This is a genomic window from Paracoccus benzoatiresistens (assembly GCF_026913015.1).
Classification (GTDB): Bacteria; Pseudomonadota; Alphaproteobacteria; order Rhodobacterales; family Rhodobacteraceae; genus Paracoccus; species Paracoccus benzoatiresistens.
This window is the reverse complement of sequence record NZ_JAPTYD010000177.1, coordinates 1-1,025: the sequence shown is the minus strand read 5'-3', so window position 1 is coordinate 1,025 and position 1,025 is coordinate 1. Positions and strand designations below refer to the sequence as shown.

Here is a 1,025-nt window from a genome sequence, read left to right as displayed (position 1 = left end):
GGAAAGGCCCACCAGATAGATGGCATCGGGCGTAAGATCGGGTCCAGTGCCAAGGTTCACTCTCACCGCCCAGCCTTCATCCTTCATGCCCGCGACGAGCTTGTCGAACGTGAGCGGCAGACTGGCAATGTCGATCCTGTCAGTGCCAGGCTCGAAATCATGGATGTAGTCGACCCCGCACCCCCGTCCGAACACGAACACATCAGAACTGCCATCCTTCTTGTAGTTCCCACCCCACAGGTGATCGGTCCCTCCGCCGCCCACGAGAACATCGCTACCGAGACCGCCGATCAGCTTGTCCTTTCCACTCTCTCCGGCCAGATAGTCTGCGCCGGCATGGCCGAACAGCTGATCGTCTCCGGCACCACCGAAAAGGCGATCATTCCCATCATCGCCATAGACGGTGTCGTTTCCGCTGCCGGCGGCGATCAGGTCTGCCCATCGGGATCCATCCATCAGATCGCTGGCGTCGCTGCCCACCCCCTGACGATCTGCCAAGGACGGCTCCTCACTCAAGCTCGGATTGCGGGTGTTTCTTGCTTCGAGCTCATAGACCCTGATGTAATCGACACGCAGCGCATCACTGAAGTCGGTGGTGGTGTCCGGATCGGCTGCCCATCCGCCTACCGCGAGGTTGAGGATCAGGTACATCTCCTCGGTCAAGACGACATTCTCCTCGCGAACGAGAGCGCCATCGTAGTACCAGGCCATCGAGTCCGAGGTCCACAGCAGGCCGTAGGTATGGAAGCCCTCTCCCGCGCCCTCGACCGCTACCGCCAGACTGTCGGGCGATCCATCGGACCAGACATTCGTATGCAAGATGCCCGTGTTCTCGCCGAGGAACTCGAACACATCGATTTCGGCCGACCAATCGCCATCCGCCGGCAACAGCCAGAATGCGCTCCACAAGCCGACTTCATCCGGCACATCGGCCCTGATCTCGATATGGCCCGTCGCAACCGAGAAGCTCATCTCGGTTGTCAGCAAGCCGGAACTGTACCCTGATCCGCCCGCATGCGCGCGCT

Annotated in this window: 1 protein-coding gene; it reads right to left on the bottom strand. The window is 60.7% G+C overall.

The window, feature by feature from the left end:
• Positions 1 to 987 (bottom strand): family 16 glycosylhydrolase (locus OU682_RS24095; protein ID WP_268944701.1); only part of this gene is annotated, 987 nt, incomplete at its 3' end.
• Positions 988 to 1,025 lie beyond the last annotated feature (38 nt).